This is a genomic window from Pseudomonas sp. TH31 (assembly GCF_016650815.1).
Taxonomy (GTDB): domain Bacteria; phylum Pseudomonadota; class Gammaproteobacteria; order Pseudomonadales; family Pseudomonadaceae; genus Aquipseudomonas.
On the sequence record NZ_JAEKEZ010000010.1, the window covers coordinates 127,621 to 148,166 of the forward strand.

The 20,546-nt window shown below is 62.9% G+C and carries 3 protein-coding genes and 2 pseudogenes; all 5 read right to left on the reverse strand.

Features of this window, described 5'->3' with window-relative positions:
- Positions 1-35 precede the first annotated feature (35 nt).
- A pseudogene (locus JFV26_RS07330) lies at positions 36-3,247 on the reverse strand (non-ribosomal peptide synthetase).
- Positions 3,244-5,078, reverse strand: a pseudogene (locus tag JFV26_RS34120) (TauD/TfdA family dioxygenase). The pseudogenes JFV26_RS07330 and JFV26_RS34120 overlap by 4 nt, the downstream one beginning before the upstream one ends.
- The gene (locus tag JFV26_RS07345) at positions 4,961-16,741 is read right to left on the reverse strand and encodes a non-ribosomal peptide synthase/polyketide synthase (protein ID WP_201191053.1); all 11,781 of its coding nucleotides are present in this window, start codon (positions 16,739-16,741) and stop codon (positions 4,961-4,963) included. The pseudogene JFV26_RS34120 and the gene JFV26_RS07345 overlap by 118 nt, the downstream one beginning before the upstream one ends.
- 1 nt (position 16,742) lies before the next feature.
- Entirely contained in the window at positions 16,743-17,213 is a 471-nt protein-coding gene (locus JFV26_RS34705; protein WP_446739902.1) for a phosphopantetheine-binding protein, read from the reverse strand.
- The gene (locus tag JFV26_RS34710) at positions 17,147-20,533 is read right to left on the reverse strand and encodes an amino acid adenylation domain-containing protein (RefSeq protein ID WP_446739907.1); all 3,387 of its coding nucleotides are present in this window, start codon (positions 20,531-20,533) and stop codon (positions 17,147-17,149) included. Before JFV26_RS34710 ends, JFV26_RS34705 begins: the two co-directional genes overlap by 67 nt.
- Positions 20,534-20,546: the final 13 nt, after the last annotated feature.

Sequence of the window (20,546 nt, forward strand, 5' to 3'; positions counted from 1 at the left end):
CGACATTAGGGCGTCGGCCTGTTCCTTGGGCTACCTCAATCGTTTTGTGCAGCCTTGGCGTTTTGCAGTTGCCGGGCTTTTTCGGTGAGCAGGGCTTTTTCTTCGGGGCTCATGTTGTCCAGACGTAACCGCGCCTGAGCGATTTTCTCCAGTTGACCGGGGCTGCGTTCCCCGGATCGCAGCGCCGCCGCCAGACCCGCCACGGTCGGGTGGTCAAACACCACGCCCGGCTGGATTTCGCACTGCAACAGCTTGCGAATCCCGGCCACCAGTTTGATCACCAACAAGGAATGGCCACCGGCGGCGAAAAATCGCGGTCGATGCCCAATTGCTCGACACCGAGCAATTGCGCCATGCGAATAGCCAACAATTGCTCAAGGGCATCGCGGGGCGCCATGCCCTCGTCGCCAGCCTTGGCGGCGGCGAGTTGCTGCAAGGCTTTGCGGTCGACCTTGCCGTTGGCCAGTCGCGGGAAGCTGTCGAGCCATTGCAGATGCTGCGGCAGCATCACGTCGGGCAGGCGTAGGGCCAGTTCGTCGCGAATCTCGTCGAGCACAGTGGCCGAAGGTGTTTGCTGCGGGACGATGAACGCCAGCATCGCTTCTTGACCTGGCAACACCAGGGCCTGCGCGACGTGGGGCAGGCGCAGCAACTCGGCTTCGACCTCCGCAAGTTCGATACGGAAACCGCGCACCTTGATTTGCTGATCGCGCCGACCGTGTAACTGAATCGCCAGATCCGGGCGATAGCGGGCCAGGTCGCCAGTGCGGTACAGACGCTCTTGTGGGTTGAACGGACTCTGAATGAATACCTGCGAATCAGCTTCGACGTTGACGTAGCCCCGGCACAACTGCGCGCCACCGAGGTACAACTCGCCCAGCACACCGACCGGCGCCAGTTGCAGGTTGTCGTCGAGGACAAACACCTGATTGTTGCCCAGCACCCGGCTCAGAACGGCAGCATCCGGCTCTTGCGCATTGAGCAACAACGGATGAACCAGCACGCCCACGGTGGCCTCGGTCGGCCCGTAGTGGTTGAACACTTGGCAATCGCTGCGCAAGCGAGCGATACGCTGCACCAGCGCCGGGGCAATCGGCTCGCCACCCAGAATCAGCGTGCGAGGCAATTGCGCGCACTCGCTTTCGAGCAACGCGGCGAGATGCGACGGGACGATCTTCAGGCAATCAATCGTCTGCTGTTGCACGAAGTCGGCAAGCAACGCGCCGTCCTGCATCTGTTCATCGCTGGCCACGTGCAGTGTCGCGCCATTGAACAGAGCGCCGAACAGCGCCGTGTTGCCCAAGTCCGCCGCCACCGTGGAGGTGAAGCCGAACTGTTTGCACTGCTCCAACGCCAAGGCCTCACTAACCTGAGCGGTGTAATTGAGCAATTGCCGGTGCTCGATCACCACACCTTTCGGTACACCGGTCGAGCCGGAGGTGAACAGCACATAGGCAGCCTCATCCCCCTGCGTGACGAGCTCGATGGCCGGCCCGGCAGCCGGCGCCGATTGCAGCACTCGCGCCACCGTCGCCAGGGGCAACGGATGAGCGTGCCATTGCGCGATGTGCCGGGCATCAACCAACAGCAGCGCGGCGCCGGCCTGTTCCAGCATCAAAGCCTGGCGCGCCTGCGGCCATTGCGCATCCAGCGGAAGATACGCCGCCCCGATCCGCCAGGCCGCCAGCATGGCGACCACCAGGTCCGCGGAACGCGGCAAGGCCAGCGCAACAATCGCGCCCGCCGTCAGGCCTTGGGCTTTCAGTGCCTGGGCCAACGCCTCGACGTTCGCCTGCAACTGCCCATAGCTCAGGCGTTGATCGCCGTCGGTCAACGCGATGGCATCCGGCGTGGTCCGGGCCCAATCGGCAATGCGCTGCGGCAGGAACCGGCCATCGTCCAATGCCCGCGCTGGCGGGTTGATCGCCAGCAGGCGCTGCTGTTCAGCGGCGCCCAACAGGCTCAATTGGCCGAGTTCGGCGTGAGCATTGGCAACGATGTTTTCAAACAACACACGCCACTGCGCCATCAACCCTTCAATGGCCTGAATCGAGTAGCGGGACGCGGCGTAGTGCAGATGGAGTGCCTGCGGATTGCCCGATTCGTCTTGCTCCAGTTCCAGCATCAGCTCAAACAGCGCTTCTCGCGCCAACGGACGCGGAACCGGCGTCCATTGCAGATTCGCCGATGTCTCGGCCTGCGAGGCCCGGCGGACGGCAAAACCATAAGCCGGGCGAGCGGCCGCCGGTGCCAACTCGGGCGACCAGTATTCCTGCCAGGTACGGTGCTCATCCAGACGCGCCGCCAGCTCGACCAGCCACGTGCTGAACGTTGCAGTCGCCGGCAGCACAAGGCTCAGCGGCAGGGTTTTCTCGAACACGCCCACGGCTTCGCTGAAGTATTCGTAATCGTCGCGGCTGTCATGCCGCACGCCGACCAGCACCTGTTCATGCCCGCTCAATCGCCCAAGCAGCAACCACCAGGCGGCTTGCAGCACCACGCTTGGCGGTTGCTCCAGAGCATGGGCCAACTGCTGAAAACCGGGGTCGACGGCGACCGTCAGCGAGGCCCTGGCCGACAACGATGCCGGGGTGCGATAAGCCAGCCACGGCGTGCTCAGCTCCGGTTCAGCACCTTGCAGGTGTTGCTGCCAGTAGGCGCGAGCGCCGGCCGCGTCTTCGTCGAGCACCACTTCACTGCGCCATTCCAGGTACTGGGTGAATTCCCCGGTCTCTTCGTCGTCCGCCGTCGCCTGTTGCTCATACGCCCGAACCAATTGCTGAAACAGCAACCGCACGGCACTTTCATCGAGGCTGTGCCGGGCAATGCCAAGGACCAGTTTCCAGCGATCATCGGCCAGGCGATAGAGCACCGCGTGCGTATTTTCGGACTCAGCGATATCAAAAGCGCGCTCCGCCCATTCGGTGAGCTGCGCCTGAACATCGGCCGGCGTTTCGAGCTGCATCAGCACGGTCAGCGGGAAGCGCTCAACGGTCCCGACGAACTGCCGAAGACCATGAAAACCTGCCGCCTTACCGAGCCGCGCGACCAGCATCGGCTGCTGCGCCAGCAAGGTATCGAGCGCCAATTGCACACGCTGCGGATCGAGGGCGCCGCTGATCTCGACCTCCAGAAAACGCAGCGCATCCGCGCAGGTCGATGCCTTGGGCAACTGTTCAATCAACAGCTGCTGCTCGGGCGTCAAGGCGTAACCCAGGTCCTGCTGGTCCATCGATACCACGTTCATGCTCCGGTTTCCTCGGTGTTCATTGCGCGTTCAAGGGCGCTGCGGTCGAACATGTCGCCCATGGCCACGACAATCTTGCGTGGGCCTTCAAACGGATCACGGGCGTGAGCCACCAGCATGTTGTCGAGCAGGATCGCGTCGCCTTTTTGCCAGTCGAAGCGCACCGCGCATTCTTCGTACAAGTCCCCGATGCGTTGCATCACCTCGTCTTCGATCGGTGTGCCGTCGCCGTAAAACACCTGGCGCGGCATGCGGTCCAGGCCGAACATCGACAGCAGGTCTTCGCGCACATCCGGCTCCAGCCAGTAGATGTGATGCAGTTGCACCTGGTTGAAGAACGACTTGGCGCCGGTCACCGGGTGACGAATGATCGCCGGCCCTGGAGTACGGGTTTGCAATTCGTTGTTGTCGAGCCAGCGCCATTCGATACCACCGGCCCGGCAGCGGGCCTCGACTTCGGCGCGGTCTTGCGTCTTGAAGAAGTGCTGCCACGACACATCGAGGTTGTCGGTGAAGGTGCGCACGTAGAGCAAGCCCTTTCTTCGAACGTGTCACGCAGGTCCGCCGGCAGTTTTTCGTACATCAACCGGCAATCCACCACCGGCGTCGCCCCACCGACCGGCGCGGCTTGCTCGCAATAGAACATCTGCTTGCGCGGCCAGCGGTCCTGATGAGAGCTCTCGTTGTGGAACAGGATCATCTTGCGCTCCGGGTATGGCGTGGAACGGTAGGTGTTCTTGCCGCCCTCCTTCTTCGGCAGATCGCCGTACTGGCCGTAGAGTCCTGGCTGGATCGCTTCGGCGAAGGCCTCAAAGCCCTGAATGCCGTCGAGCTCGAAGCCCCGGAACAGAATCCCGGCATGGGTTGCCAGTTTTGCTTCGATCAACGGCCGGTTGTTGTTGATCCATCCGATCAAGTCCAGGTGCGGCTCGTTCGGTTCCAGCAGCAGCGGGAACGGCTGGGGTTCGGCGATCAGCGATTCGCGCACCGGCGCTGGCCGGGCCTTGCCCGCCGGGGCAGCAGCGCGTTTGAGGAACTTGCCGAGTTTGTCGGCCTTGGGTCCCGGAGCGGCTGGCTTGGCGGCCACCGCTAAAGTGTCGACTGGCATGCTGATAGCTCCCAATTGAATGTCCTGATCAGCGACGATCTGTTCCAACAGGGCTATCCAGGCCTTGGCCAGGTGCTGAATGCGCTCGTGTCCGAACACGCTTGTGGCGAATTGCCAATTACCCAGCAATTGCCCGTCTTCATCGTCAACGAACAACGCCATGTCGAATTTAGAATGAGTGTCCAGCGCCGGCAGCGCTTCCACGCTCAAACCGCCCATGGCCTGGGTGCGTCCCGGCAGGTTGTTCATCACGAACAACACCTGCACCAACGGGTTCATGCCCTTGTGGCGCGGCACGCCCGAGGCGTCGACGATCATGTCGAACGGCAGGTCCTGATGTTCCATCGCACTGAGCAAGGTTTCCTGGGTCTGGGCGAGGAATGTCGCGAACGGCGTGCCGGCCTCGAACTGCGAACGCAGGGGCAGGACGTTGACGAAGAAGCCGATCAGCCGCTCCAGCTCCGGCTGTTCACGCCCGGCCACATCGGCACCGACCAACACATCCGAACCGCCGCTGACCTGGTGCAACAACACCTGGAAAGACGCCAGCAGCGTGCTGTACAGCGTGACGCCTGCGTCCCTGGACAGTTGACGCAACGCAGTGCTCAGCGTCGTGTCGAGCTGGAATTGCAGCGCATCGCCCTCGAAGGACGGCGCCAGGCCACGGGGGTGTCCAACGGCAGCTTCAACTGCCCGTTGTAGCCGGCAAGTCGCGCCTTCCAATAGTCGGCCTGGCGTGCCAGAACGCCTTGTTGCTCAAGCTCCTGCTGCCAGATCGCGAAGTCGGAATACTGCACCTCCAGCGCGGGCAGCGGGGTCGAATCACCGAGCTTGCTGCGGTCGTAAATCTGCACCAGTTCGTTGACCAAAACTCCCATCGACCAGCCGTCGGAAATGATGTGGTGCATCGCGTAGAGCATCACGTGTTCGGTCGGCCCCAGGCGCAGGATCCGGCCACGCAACAGCGGTGCGTGTTCCATGTCGATTGGCGTGCGCGCATTTTCCAGTGCCGCTTGCGCCACCCATTCTTCCTGGGCGCTGCGCGACAGACCGGAGAGGTCGATCACCGGGAAATCCAGTTCGACCTGCTCGGCGATCATGGCAATCGGGTCACCTTCATCGTCCTGGGTGTACGCGGTGCGCAGCACTTCGTGGCGGCGAACCACCTCGGCGAAGCTGCTGATCAACCGCTCGACCGACAACTCACCGCGCAAACGCAGGGCCATCGGCATGCCATAAGCCGCCGTGCCGCCGGACAATTGCTCGGCGATCCACAAGCGCCGCTGCACCAGCGACAACGGTGCGCTGTGCCGCGTGCCACGGGCCTTGAGCACCACGCCATGGTCGCCAGACTCAGGGCTGCCTTGCTGCTGCGTCATCCACGCCACCAGGTCCTTGAGGCGCGGATGGCTGAACAGGTCACGCAGGCTCAGGGTGCCGGTGGTGAATTTGCGCAACCGCGAAACCACTTGAGTCGCCAGCAGGGAATGCCCGCCCAGTTCGAAGAAGTGATCGTCGCGGCCGACCTGATCCAGCTCCAGCACGTCCTGCCAGACGGCGGCGACCTGCTGTTCGAGTTCACCTTGCGGCGCAACGAAGTCCAACGCCGCGAGGCTGAGATCAACGCTCGGCAAGGCCTTGCGATCGATCTTGCCATTCGGGCTCAGCGGCAGGCGTTCAAGGAACATCACCTGGGTCGGCACCATGTAATCCGGCAGGCTCGCTTTCAGGCGGGCCTTGATGTCATCGCGCAGCGCCGCCAGCGTCGAGGCATCGGCGTTGGCTTGCGCCGGGTTATCGAGTACCACGTAAGCGACCAGTTGCTGACCGATGACGCCGGGTTGCGCGACCACCAAGGCCTGACGCACCGCTGGAATCTGCAACAGATGGCTTTCGATTTCACCGAGTTCGATGCGCAAGCCGCGAATCTTCACTTGATGATCCAGGCGCCCGACGTACTCGATCACGTCGTCGGCGCGATAACGCGCCAGGTCGCCGGTGCGGTAGACGCGGCCACCGCCCAGTGGATCAAACGGATCAGGAATGAAGCGCTCGGCGGTCAATTCCGGACGCTGGAAGTAACCGCGAGCCAGCAGCTCACCGCCAATCACCAGTTCACCGACCACCCCGACCGGCGCCGGTTGGCCCTGGGTGTCGAGCACATGAATCGCCCGGCCGCCCAACGCCCGGCCAATCGGCATGGTCACCGGCAACGCGCTGCGCCCGGACACGTAGTCGCGGCAATCGAGCAGCGTGGCGCTGACCGTGGTTTCGGTCGGGCCGTAGGTGTTCAGCAGGCGCACATGGGCCAGGCCAGCCTTGCCCCAGGCAGCCACGCCTTCCGGCGGCATGGCTTCACCACCGACGATCACCTGGCGCAGTACCCCGTAATCGCGATGGCCGGCAGCGGCGAAGTCCTTGGCCAGCATGTTCCAGTAGGCGGTGGTCAGGTCGCTGACGCTGAACTGTTTGTCGAGCAATTCGCGATACCAGGTCTCACAGTCCCAAATGTCCGGACCGCGCAACACCACCGAGGCGCCGCAAATCAGCGCCGGGTACAGCTGCTCGACGAAGGCATCGAAGTTGAACGTGGCAAATTGCAGCGAGCGGTCCTGCGGCGTCAGGCCGAGGAAGTCCAAAGCCACCTGGGCGTGACGAGTCAGCGCCGAGTGGCTGATGCCGACGCCTTTCGGGCGCCCGGTGGAGCCCGAGGTGAACATCACATACGCGAGGTTCTGCGGGCCGCTGCCCTCGGGCAGGTTGTCGGTCTGAGTCGGGTAATCCAGCTGATCCAGGCTCAGGACGGTCACGCCCGCCGCACGTGGCAACGCCGCCGCAAGGTGACTTTGGCTCAACAACACGCGCAGGCCACTGTCTTCGATCATCGCGCCGAGGCGCTCGGCCGGGTATTCCGGGTCCAGCGGCACGTAGGCACCACCGGCCTTGAGCACCGCCAGCAGGCTGATGATCATCTGCGTCGAACGCTCGACCGCGATGCCGACCAGGACTTCCGGGCCGACGCCGTGTTGCAGCAGCACGCGGGCCAATTGGTTGGCCTGGGCATTGAGCTGCGCGTAGCTCAAGCGTTGTTCGTTGAAGATCAACGCCAAGGCTTTCGGCGTGCGCTCGGCTTGTAGTTCAAACAGACGCTGCACGCACACCTCATCCACCGGCAGCGGCAGCGGCTCGCGAACGGCAGTCGAGACCAGCGCCAGATCGCCAATGCAACTGGCAGCCGGTGCCTCGACCATTTGCAACAACAGATGCGCGAGGTGCGCGGCCAATTGCTCAATCGCCGCACCGTCGAACTGCTGACGGTCGTAACTCAGTTGCAGCGACAACTCTTCACCCAGGTTGACCGCCAGGGTCAGCGGGTAGTTGGTCTGTTCGAAGTTACCGACTTCACCGAAGCGCAGTTCTTGCGGCGCGCCTTGTTGCAGGGCTTCGGAGATCGGGTAGTTCTCGAACACCAGGATATTGTCGAACAGCGCTTCACCGCCCTGCCCGGCCCAGCGCTGGATGTCGAACAGCGGCGTATGTTCCTGCTCGCGCAGGGCCAGGTTTTGCGCCTGCACGTGCTGCAACCACTGCGACAGCGGCTGCTCGGCACGCGGGCTGGCGATCACCGGCAGCGTGTTGATGAACAGACCGATCTGTTGCTCGACTCCGGCCAACTGCGCCGGACGCCCGGACACGGTGGCGCCAAAGCTGACCGTGTCGAGCCCGGTGTAGCGCTGCAACAGCAGCAGCCAGGCGGCTTGCACCAGGGTGTTGAGGGTGACTTTTTGTTCCCGGGCAAATGCATTGAGCCCCGCGGTCTGGGTCAAGTCCAGTTCGAGGAAGTGTTCGCCCTGCGTCATGTTGCCCGCTTCGCTGCCGGTCCAGACCAGCGCTTTGGCCAGGCGTGTTGGCTCCTCGAACTCGACCAATTGGCCTTTCCAGAAACGTTCGGTGACCTGCGCGTCCTGCTTGGCCAGCCACTCGATGTAGTCGCGATAACACCCTGCCGTATTCGCCGGCACCTCGCCGCTGTAGCGTTGCAGCACTTCGCCCAACAGCTGCGAGTTGCTCCAGCCGTCCATCAAGATGTGATGGCTGGTGTAGATCAGGTGATAACGCTCGGCGGCAATTTGCACCACGGTCAGATTAAGCAACGGTGCGCTGGCAAGGTCAAAACCCTGCTGGCGCTGGGTGGTCGCCAACTCGTTAAGCGCCTGGGCCACATCGCGGTGGGCACGCCAGTCGTGGAAGGTGAATGGCACATTCAGTTGCTTGTGGATCACCTGCAACGGCTGCTTGAATTCACCGTCCCAAACAAAACTGCTGCGCAGCACATCGTGGGCGTCCATCGCCGCTTGCCAGGCATCGCGAAAGCGCTCGACGTTGAGGCCTTCGATGTCCACGCACATCTGGTTGATGTAATCGCCACCCTGCTGCTCGTAGAGCGAATGGAACAGCATGCCCTGCTGCATCGGCGACAGCGGATAGAGGTCGGCGATCTGCGGCGGCGCGACCGGCACGCGGTCGAGCTGCACCTGGGTCAGGCCGGCCAACGGGAAGTCCGACGGTGTCAGGCCCTGGACGCCCGGCGTTATGCAGTGGGCGATCAGCGCCGCCAGTTCTTCTGCGTAATCTTCGGCCAGGCGCTCAATGGTCGCGGTGTCGAAACGTTCGCTGCTGAAGGTCCAGCCGATCGTCAGCTGGCCGCCGTAGACCTGACCATTGAGGGAAAGCCAGTTGCCCAGCGGTGCATCGAGGCTCTGGTCCAGGCCGCAGTTCTCTGACGCAGGGATAAACAGTGCCGCGTCATCCTTGTCGAAACTGCCGTCGAACTGGCCGAGGTAGTTGAAGGTGATCCGCGGGCTTGGCAAGGCACGCAACGATTGCTGCGCTTGCTCATCCCCCAGATAACGCAAGGCGCCGAAGCCGATGCCTTTGTGCGGGATCGAACGCAGTTGTTCCTTGACCTGTTTGATCGAGTCGCCCAGCGCATCGGCCGGGGTCAGCCGGACCGGGAACAGGCTGGTGAACCAGCCGACGGTGCGGGTCAGGTCAACGCCGTCGAACAGCTCTTCGCGGCCATGACCTTCGAGCTGAATCAGTGTCGAGGCCAAACCGGTCCAACGACCGATCACCCGCGCCAGCGCCGTCAGCAACAGGTCGTTGACCTGGGTGCGATAGGCCGCCGGGGCTTCTTGCAGCAATTGCCGGGTCAATTCCTGATTGAGCTGCGTGTGAACGTTGAGTGCCAGACGATTCTGCTGACCGGCATCCACGCGTTTGCACGGCAGGTCGGTGCTGACATCGCTCAAACAGGCTTGCCAGTACGCCAGTTCCTGCTGCAACGCCGGGCTGTGGGCGTAACGCTGCAAGTGCTCGCTCCAGTCCTTGAAGGCACTGGTCTTGGCCGGCAGGTTCAGGGCTTTGCCGTCCTGCAAGTGTTGATAAGCGTTTTGCAGGTCTTCCAGCAGAATCCGCCACGACACGCCGTCCACCGCCAGGTGATGAATAACCAGCAGTAACCGCTGGCTGCCATCACCGAGGGTCGCGAGCACGCCGCGCAGCAGCGGGCCGTCTTGCAGATTCAGGCTGCGTTGGGCCTGATTGGCCAGGACTTCCAGCGCCTCGGCATTGGCCACTTCGGTGTTCCAGAGCAGGCTGTTTTGCACCAGGACATCGCGGTGGTGGGCCTGCCAACCTTCCGAGGTTTCATTGAAGGACAAACGCAACGCATCGTGGTGCGACACCAGTGCCTGCAACGCCTGTTCAACCAGCGTCAGTTGCATCGGCCGGGCCGCTTTCAGCAGCACCGATTGGTTGTAGTGATGGCGCTCGGGGATCGCATCAGTGAAGAACGCTTGCTGGATCGGCAGCAACAGCGCCGGCCCTTGCACCGGGGCTTGATCGATGACCAGCCCTTCGCCACCGACTTGGGCCACGGTCGCCAAGGCTTGCACGGTCTGGTGCTGGAACAGGTCTTTCGGGCTGAAGCGAATGCCGGCCTGCCGCGCGCGGCTGACCACCTGGATGGAGATGATCGAGTCACCGCCGAGTTCGAAGAAGTTGTCGCTCAGGCCGACGCGCTCCAGTTTCAGCACGTCCTGCCAGACCGCGGCGATCTGTTGTTCCAGTTCGCTGTGCGGGGCGACGTAGTCTTGCTGTGCCTGGCTTGCGTCGGGTTGCGGCAGGGCCTTGCGGTCGAGTTTGCCGTTGGCGGTGAGTGGCCATTGCTCGAGGAACAACAGGTGCGTCGGCACCATGTAATCCGGCAGGTCAGCCTTGAGTCGGGTCTTGAGGCTGTCGCGCAGGACTGCTTCGTCGTCGGTGGTTTGATGTGCGATTACGTAGCCGACCAATTGCTGGCCGCTTGGGCCTTCCTGGGCCAGCACCACCGCTTCGAGCACGGCGTCCAACGCATTCAGTCGAGCTTCGATTTCGCCGAGTTCGATACGAAAGCCACGGATTTTCACTTGATGGTCAATGCGGCCGACGTACTCGATCACGCCGTCGCTGCGGTACTGCGCCAGGTCGCCGGTGCGGTACAGCCGCGCACCGCTTTCGCCGAATGGATCAGGGATAAAGCGCAGCGCGGTGAGATCGCCACGATTGAGGTAACCACGAGCCAGGCCGGCGCGACCGACGTACAACTCACCGGTGCAGCCTTTCGGTACCGGGTTCAGGTCGCCGTCGAGCAAGTACCAGGACAGGTCGGTAATTGGCTCGCCGATTGGACTGCTGGCCTCCAGCTCAAGGTCGGCCAGGGACAGCGGACGGTAGGTGACGTGGACGGTGGTTTCGGTGATGCCGTACATGTTGATCAATTGCGGGGCTTGATCGCCGAAGCGTTCGAACCATGGACGCAGGGACTTCACGTCCAGCGCTTCACCGCCGAACACCACGTAGCGCAGGGCGTTGGCGCGTTGATCGGCAACGGCGACGTGCATCAATTGCTTGAACGCCGAGGGTGTCTGATTCAGCACCGTGACGCCAGCGTCGCACAGCAAGGCGTGGAAATCCTGCGGGGAACGGCTGACGTCATACGGCACGACCAGCAGTTCGCCGCCGTGCAGCAAGGCACCGAAAATCTCCCACACGGAGAAGTCGAAGGCGTAGGAGTGGAACAGACTCCAGACATCCGAAGGGCCAAACCCGAACCACGGCTCGGTGGCTTCGAACAGGCGCAGGATGTTGTGGTGCGCCAGCAACGTGCCTTTCGGTTTACCGGTGGAGCCGGAGGTGTAGATCACGTAAGCCAGGTTCGAGGAGTGCATCGCCACGTGCGGATCGCTGTCGGCGTAGGCGCTGACGTCGACGTCCAGCATCAAGGCTTGCACACCTTCCGGCACCGGCAGTTGGCTCAACAACGACGCCTGGGTCAGCAGCAATTGGATACCGCTGTCCTCGATCATGTAGGCCAGACGATCCTGCGGATAGGTCGGGTCCAGCGGCACGTAGGCACCGCCGGCCTTGAGGATCGCCAACAGGCCGACCACCATTTCCAGACCCCGTTCAGCGGCGAGGCCGACCAGCACATCCGGGCCAACGCCCTGCTCGATCAGCTGATGGGCGAGACGATTGGCACGGCTGTTGAGCTGCGCGTAAGTCAGGGTTTCTTGGCTGAAACGCACGGCAATCGCCTCAGGATGCAAACGTGCCTGCTCGGCAATCAGTTGATGCGCACACGCTTCGTTCGGGAACGCCTGGGTCGACGGGTTCCAGTCCTTGATAATCGCCTGCTGCTCAGCCACATCGAGCAACGGCAATTCGCCGATGCTCTGTTGCGGGTTGGCGACGATGCCTTGCAGCAGGTTCAGCCAATGCCCGGCCATGCGCTGCGCGGTCGCAGCCTCAAACAAGTCAGTGGCATAAGTCAGCGCCGCAGTGATTTCACCCTCGGCTTCGAGGGTGTCCAAGGTCAAATCGAACTGCGCAGTGTGGCTGTCCCAATCCTGCGCCTCGATGGTCAACCCGGACACTGACGGCACCGCCTGACGCCCGGCGTTCTGGTGGTTGTACAACACCTGGAACAGCGGGCTGTGGCTCAAATTACGCTCAGGGCGCAGCGCTTCGACCAGTTGTTCGAACGGCAGATCCTGATGCGCCTCGGCACCCAATGCCGCGTGTTTGACCTCGGCCAGCAGTTCACTGAAACGCTGCTGCGGGTTGACCTCGGCCTTGAGCACCTGGGTGTTGACGAAGAAGCCGATCAGCCCTTCGGTCTCGACCCGGTTACGGTTGGCAATCGGCACGCCGACCCGAATGTCCGACTGGTCGCTGTAGCGATGCAGCAAGGTCTGGAACGACGCCAGCAGTAGCATGAACAACGTGCCGCCTTCGCGCTGGGCCAGTTGCAGCAACTGTTTGCCCAGCGCCGGCGGCAGGTCGATGGCCAGGCGTGCGCCGGCAAAACTTTGCTGGGCCGGACGTGGACGGTCGGTCGGCAATTCAAGTAGCGGTTGATCACCGCCGAGCACACCGGTCCAGTACGCCAATTGCCGCTCGCGCTCGCCGGCGTCCATCCACTGGCGCTGCCACACGGCGTAGTCGGCGTATTGAATTGGCAGTTCGGCCAGATCGACATCCTGGCCCTGGCTGTAATCGGCGTAGCGCTGAATCAGTTCCTGCACCAGCAACTGCATCGACCAGCCATCGGAGACGATGTGGTGCTGGGTCAGCACCAGCACATGTTCGTCAGCGGCGATGCGCAGCAGGCCAACCCGCAGCAGCGGACCGCCTTGCAGGTCGAACGGCTGTTGCATCTGCCGTTCAACGAACGCGCGGACCTGAGCACTGTTGTCGCCAGTCGTCTCAGTCAAAATCTCCGGCACCACAGTCGGCGCCAAATCAGCATGAATGACCTGGAACGCCCGATCATCGATCTGGACGAAGGTGGTGCGCAGACTTTCATGGCGCTGCACCAGCGCGCTGAAACTGCGCTGCAGGGCCCCAAGGTCGAGGGCACCGTGAATCCGCAGCGCCGCCGGAATGTGATACGCCGTGCTCAACGGCTCCATCTGCCAAAGGAACCACTGGCGTTGCTGGGCGTACGACAAGGCCAACGGCGCATCCCGGGACACCCGCGTAATCGTCGCCGGACGACTGACCTGGGTTTGTTCCAGCGCGGCAATGCAGGCCTTGAGGCTGGCGTTTTCGAACAACTGGCGCAGTTGCAGGTTCAGACCGAGGCTCTGGCGAATGCGCGAGACCATTTGCGTGGCCAGCAGCGAGTGGCCGCCGAGTTCGAAGAAGTTGTCGCTCAGGCCGACGCGCTCCAGTTTCAACACGTCTTGCCAGATCGCGGCGATCTGTTGTTCCCGTTCGCTGTGCGGGGCGACGTAGTCTTGCTGTGCCTGGCTCGCGTCGGGTTGCGGCAGGGCCTTGCGGTCGAGTTTGCCGTTGGCGGTGAGTGGCCATTGCTCGAGGAACAACAGGTGCGTCGGCACCATGTAATCCGGCAGGTCAGCCTTGAGTCGGGTCTTGAGGCTGTCGCGCAGGGCGGCTTCGTCGTCGGTGGTTTGATGTGCGATTACGTAGCCGACCAATTGCTGGCCGCTTGGGCCTTCCTGGGCCAGCACCACCGCTTCGAGCACGGCGTCCAACGCATTCAGTCGAGCTTCGATTTCGCCGAGTTCGATACGAAAGCCACGGATTTTCACTTGATGGTCAATGCGGCCGACGTACTCGATCACGCCGTCGCTGCGGTACTGCGCCAGGTCGCCGGTGCGGTACAGCCGCGCACCGCTTTCGCCGAATGGATCAGGGATAAAGCGCAGCGCGGTGAGATCGCCACGATTGAGGTAACCACGAGCCAGGCCGGCGCGACCGACGTACAACTCACCGGTGCAGCCTTTCGGTACCGGGTTCAGGTCGCCGTCGAGCAAGTACCAGGACAGGTCGGTAATTGGCTCGCCGATTGGACTGCTGGCCTCCAGCTCAAGGTCGGCCAGGGACAGCGGACGGTAGGTGACGTGGACGGTGGTTTCGGTGATGCCGTACATGTTGATCAATTGCGGGGCTTGATCGCCGAAGCGTTCGAACCATGGACGCATGGACTTCACGTCCAGCGCTTCACCGCCGAACACCACGTAGCGCAGGGCGTTGGCGCGTTGATCGGCAACGGCGACGTGCATCAATTGCTTGAACGCCGAGGGTGTCTGATTCAGCACCGTGACGCCGGCGTCGCACAGCAAGGCGTGGAAATCCTGCGGGGAACGGCTGACGTCATACGGCACGACCAGCAGTTCGCCGCCGTGCAGCAAGGCACCGAAAATCTCCCACACGGAGAAGTCGAAGGCGTAGGAGTGGAACAGACTCCAGACATCCGAAGGGCCAAACCCGAACCACGGCTCGGTGGCTTCGAACAGGCGCAGGATGTTGTGGTGCGCCAGCAACGTGCCTTTCGGTTTACCGGTGGAGCCGGAGGTGTAGATCACGTAAGCCAGGTTCGAGGAGTGCATCGCCACGTGCGGATCGCTGTCGGCGTAGGCGCTGACGTCGGCGTCCAGCATCAAGGCTTGCACACCTTCCGGCACCGGCAGTTGGCTCAACAACGACGCCTGGGTCAGCAGCAATTGGATACCGCTGTCCTCGATCATGTAGGCCAGACGATCCTGCGGATAGGTCGGGTCCAGCGGCACGTAGGCACCGCCGGCCTTGAGGATCGCCAACAGGCCGACCACCATTTCCAGACCCCGTTCAGCGGCGAGGCCGACCAGCACATCCGGACCAACACCCTGCTCGATCAGCTGATGGGCGAGACGATTGGCACGGCTGTTGAGCTGCGCGTAAGTCAGGGTTTCTTGGCTGAAACGCACGGCAATCGCATCAGGATGCAAACGTGCCTGCTCGGCAATCAGTTGATGCGCACACGCTTCGTTCGGGAACGCCTGGGTCGACGGGTTCCAGTCCTTGAGAATCGCCTGCTGCTCAGCCGCATCGAGCAACGGCAATTCGCCGATGCGCTGTTGCGGGTTGGCGACGATGCCTTGCAGCAGGTTCCGCCAATGCCCGGCCATACGCTGCGCGGTCGCATCCTCAAACAAATCAGTGGCGTAGGTCAGCGTTGCCGTCAGTTCGCCGTCGGCTTCATGCGTATCCAGCGTCAGATCAAACTGCGCCGTATGCGAGCTCCAATCCAGGCTTTCGACCCGCAAACCGGGCAGTTGCAGGGCTTGTGCCGCGCCGCCGTTCTGGTGGTTGAACATCACCTGAAAGAGCGGGCTGTGGCTCAAGTGCCGTTCCGGCGCCAGGGCCTGCACCAGTTGCTCGAAAGGCAGATCCTGGTGCGCCTGGGCGCCGAGCGAAGCCTGTTTGACCTGGGCCAGCAACTCGGTAAATGGCGTCGTCCCCTGGATCTGGGCGTCGAGCACCTGAGTGTTGACGAAGAAGCCGATCAAGCCTTCGGTTTCGGTGCGGTTGCGGTTGGCCACCGGCACGCCGACGCGGATGTCCGATTGGCCGCTGTAGCGATGCAGCAAGGCCTGGAACGACGCCAGCAACACCATGAACAGCGTCAGGCCTTCGCGCTGGGCCAGTTGTTTGAGGCGTTCACTGAGGTCAGCGGCCACGGCCAGGTCCAACCGCGCACCGCGATGGCTCTGCACCGCCGGGCGAGCGCGATCAGTCGGCAATGGCAACCCCGAACCGCCATCGCCCAGGCGACCGGTCCAGTAAGCCAGTTGCCGCGACAACTCGCCGGCCTCCATCCACTGGCGCTGCCAGATCGAATAGTCGGCGTATTGAATCGGCAACGGCGCCAGGTGGGTCGTCTGACCCGAGCTGAAGCCGGCGTACAGCTTGACCAGGTCGCCGACCATGATCTGCGCCGACGCGCCATCGGAAATGATGTGGTGCTGGGTCAGCACCAACACGTGATCGTCCGCCGCCAGTTGCAGCAGTTTGATCCGCAGCAACGGCCCGCGCTGCAGATCAAACAGTTGGGCGATTTCGGCATCGATCAGCGCCTTGAGCGCGCTGTCGTCCGGGATGTCATCCAGCGCAACCGGTGTGATCGGCAGGCTCAGGCGCGCTTGCGCCACTTGCACCGGACCGTCCGTGCCTTCAACAAACACGGTGCGCAACACGTCATGGCGCTCCAGCAGCGCATCGAAGCTGCGCTGCAAGGCCGGCAAGTCCAAGGCGCCGTGCAAGCGCAATGCCGTCGGCACATGGTAGGCCGCGCTGTCCGGATCCAGCTGCCAGAGAAACCACTGGCGCTCTTGGGCATAGGACAAGCCGATGGTCTCGAACTCGTCGCGCATCGGCGGAATCGGCAGCGCCGCGAAGCTCATGTTCTTGCTGTGCAGCTTTTGCAAAAAAGCCTGACGCTGGGCAAGCGGCAAACGGATAAAACGCTGAACCAGGGCCAGGTTATCGAACTGTGTCATATCAAAGGGTCTCCAGGTCCGCGAGGAAGTCGTGCATTTCACTCAGGTCGTCGCTGGAGTGAGGGCTCAGGTGTATCGCCAGTTGTTCGGCGTATTCAGCCAGGGATGAAGTCCGGAAAAGCAGGTCCAGAGGCACGGCGGCGCCCTGTTCCATTTGCAGGCGTGCCGTGGCTTGTGTCGCCAACAGTGAATGTCCACCCAGTTCAAAGAAGTTGTCGTCGCGCCCTAGCCGTTCCAGCTTGAGCACGTCCTGCCAGATCACGGCCACGCTCTGTTCCAGCGCGCCCTGCGGCACCACGTAGGCGCGCAGCAATTGGTTGGCGTCCGGCAGCGGCAAGGCGTTGCGATCGAGCTTGCCGTTCGGCGTCAGCGGGAAGCGTTCGAGCACCAGCCAGTGGGCCGGGATCATGTAGTCCGGGAGCATCGGCGCGAGGTGCGATTTGAGTTCGTCGCGCAATGCCGCGTCGGACACCGGCTCAGTCGTCGGGATGACGTAGGCGACCAATTGCGTACCGCCGGGCCTTCCTGCGGCACAACCATTGCCTCGCGAATCGACTCGTGGACGAGCAGGCAGGCTTCTATCTCGCCCGGTTCGATACGCAAACCGCGAATCTTCACCTGGTGATCGACCCGACCGAGGTACTCGACCACGCCGTCGGCGCGATGCCGTGCCAGGTCACCGCTGCGGTACAACCGCGCCCCTGTGCCGAACGGGTCCGGCAGGAAACGCTCGGCGGTCATTGCCGCACGCCCGTGGTAACCACGGGCCAGACCACCGCCGCCGATCAGCAATTCACCGATAAGACCGGCGGGGTTCGGCGCAAAGTGGTCGTCAACGATGTACAGCGACGTGTTGGCAATCGGCCGACCAAGGAATGGCTGACGCTTGCGTTCGGTCAGTTGATAAGCCGCCGACCAGATCGTGGTTTCGGTCGGGCCATAGAGGTTCCAGATCTGTCCGGCCACACCCAGCAGCCGCTCGGCCAGATCCTCGGCCAACGCTTCACCGCCGCACAGGCATTTGCGCCCGCCAAGGTTCGCCGCCAGCGGGTGGTCCAGCAACATCCGCCAGGTGGATGGCGTGGCCTGGACGATGCTGATCTGTTGCTGCTCGATCACCCGCAGCAGCGCCTCGGGATCGTGAGCGCTGAGTTTATCCACCAGCACCACGGCCGCGCCGCAGAACAGTGGCCCGTAGAGTTCCAGCCCGAAAATATCGAATGAGAAGGTGGTCAGCGACAACATCCGATCCGCCGCCGCAATGCCCGGCTCTTTCGCCAAGCTCGCGACAAAGTTCACCAGCGCTTCATGACGCACCATCACGCCCTTCGGCTTGCCGGTCGAACCGGAGGTGTAGATCGCGTAGCAGAGATTGTTGCCATCGACCGCGACTTGCGGGTCGTGGTCGGCGGCCGATTCGTCCGGCGCGCCGAGCAGCAGGGTTTGCACCCCGGCCGGAATCGGCAGTTGTTCCAGCAGCGACACCTGGGTCAACAGCAGTTGCAGGCCACTGTCTTCGATCATGTGCGCCAGGCGATCCGCCGGGTATTGCGGGTCCAGCGGCACGTAGGCGCCACCGGCCTTGAGGATCGCCAACAGACCGACAATCATCTCCAGACCACGGTCCACCGCAATCCCGACCAATTGATCCGGGCCAACACCTTTTTCGATCAAGCGGTGGGCCAAGCGGTTGGCGCGGCTGTTGAGTTGGCGGTAGGTCAACGACTGTTCGGCGAAGACCAGCGCAGTGGCGTCCGGCGTGCATCGGGCCTGGGCCTCGATCAATCGATGGATGCAACGCTCGCTCGGGTAGTCGGCCTGACTGGCGTTCCACTCCAACAGGTGCTGTTGGGTTTCCCGCAGGCCCAGCAGGGTCAGCTCGCCCAGCGGTTGCTGTGGGTTGCCGATCATTTGCTGCAGCAAGCGCTGCAGATGCGTGCCGATCTGCTCGATCGAGTCCTGGGCAAAACTCGCGCACTGGTAGCTGAACTGCACCGCCAGTTGCGCACCGAGGCTGACCGACAATGTCAGCGGATAGTTGGTTTGTTCCAGGTTATCCACCGCGCCAAAGCGCAGGCCTTGCGGCGAACCTTGCTCCAGCGCCTCGGAAATCGGGTAGTTCTCGAACACCAGGAGGGTGTCGAACAAGGCTTCACCGCCCTGCCCGGCCCAGCGTTGAATGTCGAACAACGCCGTGTGTTCAAACTCGCGCAGCGCCAGGTTCTGCGCCTGCACGACGTGCAGCCAGTCGACCAGGCGCTGCTCGGCACGCGGGCTGGCAATCACTGGCAAGGTGTTGATGAACAGACCGATCTGCTGCTCGACCCCGACCAGATCCGCCGGGCGCCCGGACACCGTGGCGCCGAACGCGACGCTGGAGTTGCCGGTGTAGCGCTGCAACAGCAACAGCCACGCCGCTTGCACCAGGGTGTTGACGGTGACTTTCGCCTCGCGGGCGAACTCGCTCAAGCGCAGGGTTTGCCCATCGTCCAGCGCTATGCGGTGCTGGCCATACAGGTGGGCCGTGACATCCTCGGTCGGCCGCGTAAACACTGGCGCCAGGCGCATCGGCTCGTCGAGGCTGCGCAACTGCGGCGTCCAGAACGCTTCGCTGGCTGCGGCGTCCTGACGTTGCAGCCAGGCGATGTAATCGCGATAACGCCCAGGCTGGCGAGCCACGCCCTGACCGCTGTAATGCTGCAACACTTCGCCGAGCAACTGCGCGCTGCTCCAGCCGTCCATCAGGATGTGATGGTTGGTGTAGATCAAGTGATGATGGTCGGTGGCGGTGCGCACCAGCACCAGACGCAGCAACGGCGCCTGAGTCAGGTCCAGGCCCTGGGCCCGTTCTTCATCGGCCAGGGTTTGCAGCGCCGCGTCGAGGTCAACCTGATCACGCCAGTCGAGTAGCGAGAACGGCACTTCGATATTGCGATGAACCACCTGAATCGGCTGCTCCAGATCGCCCTGCCAGAAGAACCCGGTACGCAGGATATCGTGGGCATCGAGCACCGCTTGCCAGGCATCGCGCAAGCGCTGCGGGTCAACGCCGTCAACGTCCAGACGCATCTGGTTGATGTAGTCGCCGGCACCTTGTTCAAGCACGGTATGGAAGAGCATGCCTTGCTGCATCGGCGACAACGGGTAGATGTCGTCGATCGATTGAGGCGCCACGGCCAGGTTGTCGAGTTGCGCCTGAGACAGCTGCGCCAACGGAAAGTCCGACGGCGTCACACCACAATGGGCGGTGTCGCAGCAATGGCCGATCAGCGCGGTGAGTTCTTGCAGGTAGTCATCGGCCAGGCGCTGGATGGTCGCTGCGTTGAACATCTCGCCACTGAAGGTCCAGCTCAGGTCCAGTTCGCCGCCAAACACTTGGCCGTCGAGGGCCAACGGGTTGCCCAGCGGGCCTTGCATATTCACTTCCTGGCCGCCGGACTCGCCGGTCGGCACGAACAGGGCATCGTGCGCCGCATCGAAACTGCCGTCGAACTGGCCGAGGTAGTTGAAGGTCAGGCGTGGTTTTGGCAACGCTTGCAGGGTTTGGCGCGCAGGGTCATTGCCCAGATGCGCGAGGGCACCGAAACCGATGCCTTTGTTCGGGATGGCGCGCAGTTGCTCCTTGATCTGTTTGAGCGAGGCGCCCAGCTCGGCGACCGGCGTGAGTTTCGCCGGGAACAGGCTGGTAAACCAGCCGACGGTGCGGGTCAGGTCGACCGCTTCGAACAGGTCTTCGCGACCGTGGCCTTCAAGCTGGACCAGCACGCTGTCGTCACCGGTCCAGCGCACCATCACCCGCGCCAGC